The sequence below is a fragment of the Achromobacter sp. Bel genome (assembly GCF_012928505.1).
In the GTDB taxonomy this organism is placed as follows: Bacteria; Pseudomonadota; Gammaproteobacteria; order Burkholderiales; family Burkholderiaceae_B; genus Achromobacter.
Genome location: NZ_JABBJN010000115.1, coordinates 1 through 6,130 on the forward strand (window position 1 = coordinate 1; position 6,130 = coordinate 6,130).

Annotated in this window: 1 protein-coding gene; it reads right to left on the bottom strand. The window is 70.5% G+C overall.

Annotated elements, in window-relative coordinates:
• Window positions 1-6,130 (bottom strand): filamentous hemagglutinin N-terminal domain-containing protein (locus tag HG262_RS30745; protein WP_169274593.1); only part of this gene is annotated, 6,130 nt, incomplete at both ends.

The window sequence follows — 6,130 nt, forward strand, 5'->3', positions numbered from 1 at the left end:
CCTGCCCAGACGAACTCGCTCGCGGCGATGGTGGCCGTGTCGCCCGCCGCGCCATAGCCGTAGATCGCCGGCGCGCCCAGCACCAGCCGCTGCAGCGACCGCCCCCCCGTGCCGCGCGCATCCAGCGACACCGCGCCATACACGTTGACGGACTCGCCGGCGTTCAGGATCAGGCTCTCCAGCGCAGGGGCCTCAAGCGCCGTGTTGCCGCGCAGCAGGTTGGCAAGCACGTCCTGGTTCAGCACCATGCCCGGCGGCAACCGGCCCGCCGCGGCGGCCTGTTCCAGCGACTTGGCGCTGCCCAGGTTGACGGCGGAAACGCTTAGCGCCAGATTGCGCGTGCCGTACTGCACCGAATCGCGCCATGTGAACGCGCCATTGGTGGACGCGCCGATGGAGCCCTCCGACAACAAGCGGGCGGCACCCGCGCAATCCGCGACGCAGCCGCCCACGTCAACAGCCGTGCCGGCGCCGCTGTTCGGCGGCAGCAGGTTCACGAGGCCGTTCGATACCGCCAGCAGCGCGCCGCTGGTGATCTCGTAGTAAAGCCCGGTGCGCGCATCCTGGGCCACGGCGCCTTGGCCAAGCGTGGACAACGTCGCGCCCTGTTCGACCACGATGCCGGGTCCGCCATCGACCGCATACAGGAAGATCTCGGGGGCCCTCAATGTGGCGCCGCTGCGCACCAGCAACTGCCTGGCATCGCCGCCCACATTGCGCGCACTCACCTCGTACGAGCCCGCAACGCTTGAGAGACCGCCCAGGAACAACGCGTCGGGGGACAGCGCATTCAGGTCCGCGGCATGGATGGCCGCGGCCTTCGGGCCAAGCACCGGCGACTGCCCGGGCGCCAGGATCTCCAGCCCCTCCGCCGGTCCCGTGACGACCAGGCGGCCCGAATAGGCACCGCTGCCTTCGGGAACATCGAAACGCGCCGTCCCCTTGAACGACACCGCGGGATTGCCCGCCATGCCCGCGCCCTGCGCCAGGCTCAGGTGCAGCGCGCGCGCATCGCTGGTCAGCATGCCCCGCTGAATTCCCTTGCGCGCCGCATCCGCGAGCACGAACGCGTTGTAGGACGTCTCGTTGTATTGCGCATGACGCCGCACCACATCGGCCGGCGTGATCAGCAGTCGGGTCGGCAGCGACGCCAGCTGCCCGGTGCGAGCCGTGCCCAGCCAGCCGTCGCCGACCCACGAGCCGCCGCGCGTGCGCGCCGCCACCGCCGCTTCGTTGACGCCCTGCGCGCCCAGCTCAACGCGGAACGCGCCCGGCAGCAACGCATAAGTCGATGGCAGCAGCGTATACGTGCCGGCCGGCAGGCCGGGCACGCCGGCACCGATCGTCACCTGCCGCCCCACCGCGGGGCTGCCGGCCCCGGCGTCGGGGGCAATCGGCGCCTGGCTTGCCGTGAACCCCGGCACGACGGCATAGACCGCGTTGCCCGAGCGGCTGAAGGCGAACCCGGGATTAGCGTCGGCCATGGCGTAGCGCAGCACATCGACCGAACCGCCACGCCCGCGCACGAACGCGCCGCCGGTCAATTCGCCGCCGCCTGACAGGTCCAGCACGGCGCCCTCGGCCACGTCGATCACCCCGCCTTGGATGTGGATCTTGCGGCCCTGACGGCCGTCGGAGCGGGTCGCCTCCAGCGCCACTTCCTTGCCAGCGTAGTGATACTTGACGCCGTCCACGGTGCCGCCATAGGGCATGAGCAGCCCGCCGCCGCTGATGGACGTCAGGCTGCCGGGCAGAAAGCGCACCGTGCTCGGCGTGCCGGACTTGCTTTCGAACGTGATGGTGCCAAGCGGCGCGCGCAGCACACCGCCCTGCTCGATCAGCGGCGCGGTGAGCGCGATGGCGCCGAACGCGGAATAAGGCGTCGCCGGCGTCTCGCCAGCGGTGCGCCGCAGCGTCAGGACGGCATCGGGGTTGTAGCGGTTCTCGGCGCCTTGCGGCCCGTTGACCGTGTACTCGCCCACGACGATGGAACCGCCGGAGCCGGTGACGGGGTAGAGTTGGGCCGCCGTCACGGTCAGGCGGTTGGGCGCCGCCACCTTGCTGGGCAGGCCACGGTCGAGCAGGCCCACGCTGCCCACGCGCATGTCGCCCTGCACATCGAAGCGCACGTCGTCGAAGCTGATCAGGTTCTGGTTGCCGCGCATATCCAGCAGGCCGGCCGACACGTCCAACCGGTGGCCCAGGTTCCAGTACCGCAGCGGCGCGGAAACGAGCTGCAGGAAGAAATCGGCGCCGTCCAGCGGCTTGTATCGCGCCTGGTTAAACAGCACGTACGGCGCGCTGAGGTTCGCGATACTGGCGGCAGGCGAGTCCTCCAGCATCGACAGCGGCCCCGACAGTCGCAGGCTCTGCCGCATGGCCAGCGCCACACTGCCGTCGACGCGCACGTCCGCATTCAGGGCCAGGTTGTCGAAACCGCCCACCTCGATGCGGTCCACGCCCAGGCGCCCCTTGCCGTAGGCCAGGTCCGGACTGGTTTCGCCCGGCCGCAGGTCGGCGGCCAATCGGCTGTCACCCTGCCGTTGCGCCAGGACCAGTTGCCGCTCTGCCTGCACCGCCAGTTCCGGTGAAAGATTGCGTTGATAGAAGGCGCCGCCGAACGAAACGCCGAGCGTGCCGCCCGCTGCGCGCTCCGATCCGGCCGCCGCGCGCAACGCGCCGTCCAGGTGCAGGCTGTTGGCCGAAGACAGCACGATGGTGCCGCCATCCGATCCCACGACCGTGGCGCCGCGCCCCGGCAAGTCCAGCACGGCGTGCGTGCCCGACGCATCCAGCAACGAGCCCGGCCGCAGGATCAGGTGCCGGTCCATGGGACGGCCCGTGATATCGGCATCGACTTCCCAGTCGAGCTTGCCGCCGATCTCGATCGTGCCTCCTGCCTGCACCACGCCGTAGCGCTGGCCGCGGGCATCGACCGCGACGTGGCTGCGTCCGGCGGCGTCCAGCACCGCCTGATCGCCGATCCAGACAGAACGGGGATTGCTCTTGGGCGCGTAGGGCTGCTCGCCCAGGCGCGGTTCCTGGATGGCAATGCGCCCGCCCCAGGCTTCAAGCCGCCCCAGCACGGTCAACTGGTCGGCCCCCTTGATCTCGATGGAACGGCCCGGGTCAACGCTTACCCGCGCGCCCTCGCCGATCACGACGGGCCCACCTTGCGCGGCCCGGTCCGAGTAAAGCGCCAGGTCGGCGCCGCCACGCTGCGCCAGCCGGCCGCGCAGCGGGTCTTCCGCATACACGGGCGGCGTCCACCGCGTCAGGACATCGCCGGGCTGCGCACCGGAGCCCGGCGCCTGCGCGGTCCCGCCCTCCAGCCGCAACACGGGCATGACCACGTCGATCTGCGCCCCGTCCGCGACGGCCAGCCCCTGGTAGCCATTGATCTCGTACTTCCCGAAGCCGGTGCGGAACAAGGAAGGGTCCAGGCGCAACGCCGCCGCGTCTTGCGGATCCAACGGTCCGCCCAGCACGATGCGGCCGCCGCTGGCGACCGACAGCGTGCCGGCGCCGGTGACGCCATAGCCGCGCACTTCGCCCGCGAACGACAGATTGCCGCCGGTGGAAGCCGCCTGGCTCAGCGCATGGGCCGCCAGGGTCACGCTGCCGCCCTTGCCGCCTAGCAGTTTGCCGTCGGCCAGCACCGACGCCCCGGCCGACACATCCAGCACGCTCGCCGCGTCCACGCTCACGTCACCGGTGCCACGCAAGGCCACGCGACCACCATCGCGCAACGGCAATCCGGCCAGGCCCTTGGCGTCGCGCAACAGATTCGCCCAGACGCCGCGGGCATCCAGCAAGACCCCGGCGGCGACGTGCAGCCGCGCGGGCTGGTTCGCCGCGGGCGCCTGCGCCGTATCTTCGATGCGATTGGCCTGGAGGCTGGGCTGCAGCAAAACGTTGCCAGCCTGGATCAGGCCGCCGCGGCTGGTCAAGCCAGCCCGGATGTCCACCTCGGGTGCATAGAGCGTGATTTCGCCGCCATCGGCACTATGCAGCGTCGACTCGACCGTGATTGCCCGTCCCGCGGCGATGCGCACGCGGCCCAGCGAAAAGCCGTTGAGCCGGTCCACGTCCAGGAACAGCTTGCCCTGGTTCTCTTGCGACAAAGCGGTGGCAAGGCCCAGGCTGTCGGCCAGCCGTTCGCGCCCCGCGCCAAGCGTCACCTCGGAGATCGTGTCAGCCGTGGCGCCCAACTGGTAGTGGACCAGGCGCGTGGCCGGGTCGTAGTAGCGCAAGTCATTGCCCACCACCAATGCGGCACGGCGCGCCATGGCGCGTTGCGACTGGCTGTAGCCATCCAGCCCGGCCTGTGGCGCGAGGTCCTGGCGCACGCCCTGGTAGGTATCGCTGATCAGATCGCCTTCCAGCACGGCGCTGCGGGTCGACACCACCAGCGCGCCGGCATCCCTTCCCACCGTATAACCGTCTTCGTCGCGCGTGCGCGGCGCCAGCAGCGCGTTGTAGAAACGGCGCGTGGCCTTCTCGCCCCAGCGATCGGAACGCTGCTCGTAGCCGCGATAGATGCCGGTGTACAGCAGGTCGGCCGGCGCGCGGTCGGCCATGTAGAGCCGCCCGTCCTGGCCGCGCAGCCAGGTCTGCTGCAGGGTGCCGGCCTGCACGTCCAGCGTGCCGCCCGACAGGTTGATGGCCGAACCGGCCTGCGTCACCACTTCGGCGCCTTCGAAGCGGACCTGCCCGCCCTGCGCCAGCCAGTGGCTCGCCGGCACCGCCAGCGTGCCCAGATAGCCGCCCACTTCAAGCAAGCCGCCGCCGCTGTACCAGCGGTCGCCTTCGTAGGCGCCCACGCCGCCGGCCACGCGGATCAGGGCGCGCCTGTCCAACCACACGTCGCTGTTGTTGAGCCGGGCGTCGTCGCGGTTGATCGGTGAATCGCGCTGTTCGTTGCCCTGCAGGTTGATCTTGATGTTGTTCGATTCCATCGACACGGCCACGCCGATCGCGCCGCCCACGTCAATCTGCGCGCCATCGCGCACCAGCGTGCGCGCGCCTGCCTTGACCGCCACCTGCCCCCCCGTGGCAAGCGTCAGCGACTCGCCCTGGAAGTCGACCGTGCCGCCGCTGTCCACTTGCACCAGCGACAAGTCCCGCCGGTTGCGGTCCGTGGCCGCCAGCGTGCCGGTCGGGTTGACGCTGGGCGGCATCAGGTTGTCGCGCTGGCCGTCCAGCGCGGTGGCGGTGTCCGCATCCACCAGGATCGCGGTGATGGCGCCCGGACGCAGCGTCACGGCGGCCTCGGCGCCCGTGCCATTCAGATGGAGGGTGCCCCGCGCATCCACCGACGTGGTGGACGCCAGCACACCGGCCTGTTCGACGGTCCGCGCCGCCAAGGTAATGTCGCCCTGCGGCGACAGGATCAGGCCGCGATTGGCCACGGCGCCGCTGCCGGAAGGCGCGATCTCGCTGCCGCGCGTGGTCGACGCGAGGTTGCCTTCGGTGCCCTGGCCGCGCTTGATCACGAAGCTGTCGCCCGCCGCGAGCGCCGCCTGCCCCCGTGGGGTCGAGACGGACCCGGCGTTGTCGACCTCGCGGCCCAGCAACAGCACATACCCGCCGGACTGCGTCACGGTCGCGGGACGGTTGGTCTCGATGACGGCCCCCGGCCGCAGTTCCACCTTGCCCAGCGCGTCCGCAAAAGTGGGCGTCTTGTCGTCAGGCCCGTACAAGCCGCTGTTCTCGAACTGCGCATCGGTGATGCGCGCAGCGGCCGCCACCAGGTTGCGCACATTCACCTGCGACGTGCCGTCAAATACCACCCCGTTACGGTTAACGACCATGACCGTGCCGTCAGCCTTGATCTGCCCCTGGACCACCGACGGCCGCGCTTGCGGATCGTTGACGCGGTTGAGCACCGCCCACGTCGATTCCTGCCGGAACTCGACCGTGGTGCGCTTGCCCACGTTAAAGGTCTCCCAGTTCAGGACCGCCTTCGCGCCGGTCTGCTCGATGGTGACCGTGGCACGCCCGTCTGCGCGGGTCTGCACGGGCGCCTTGGCGTTTTTCCAGCCCGCCGTCAGCGGATCGGCGTCCACCTTCAGGCCGCCCTCGGCCAAGCCGTCCGGCACCGATCCGCCCGCTGCCAGCGCCGCATCGC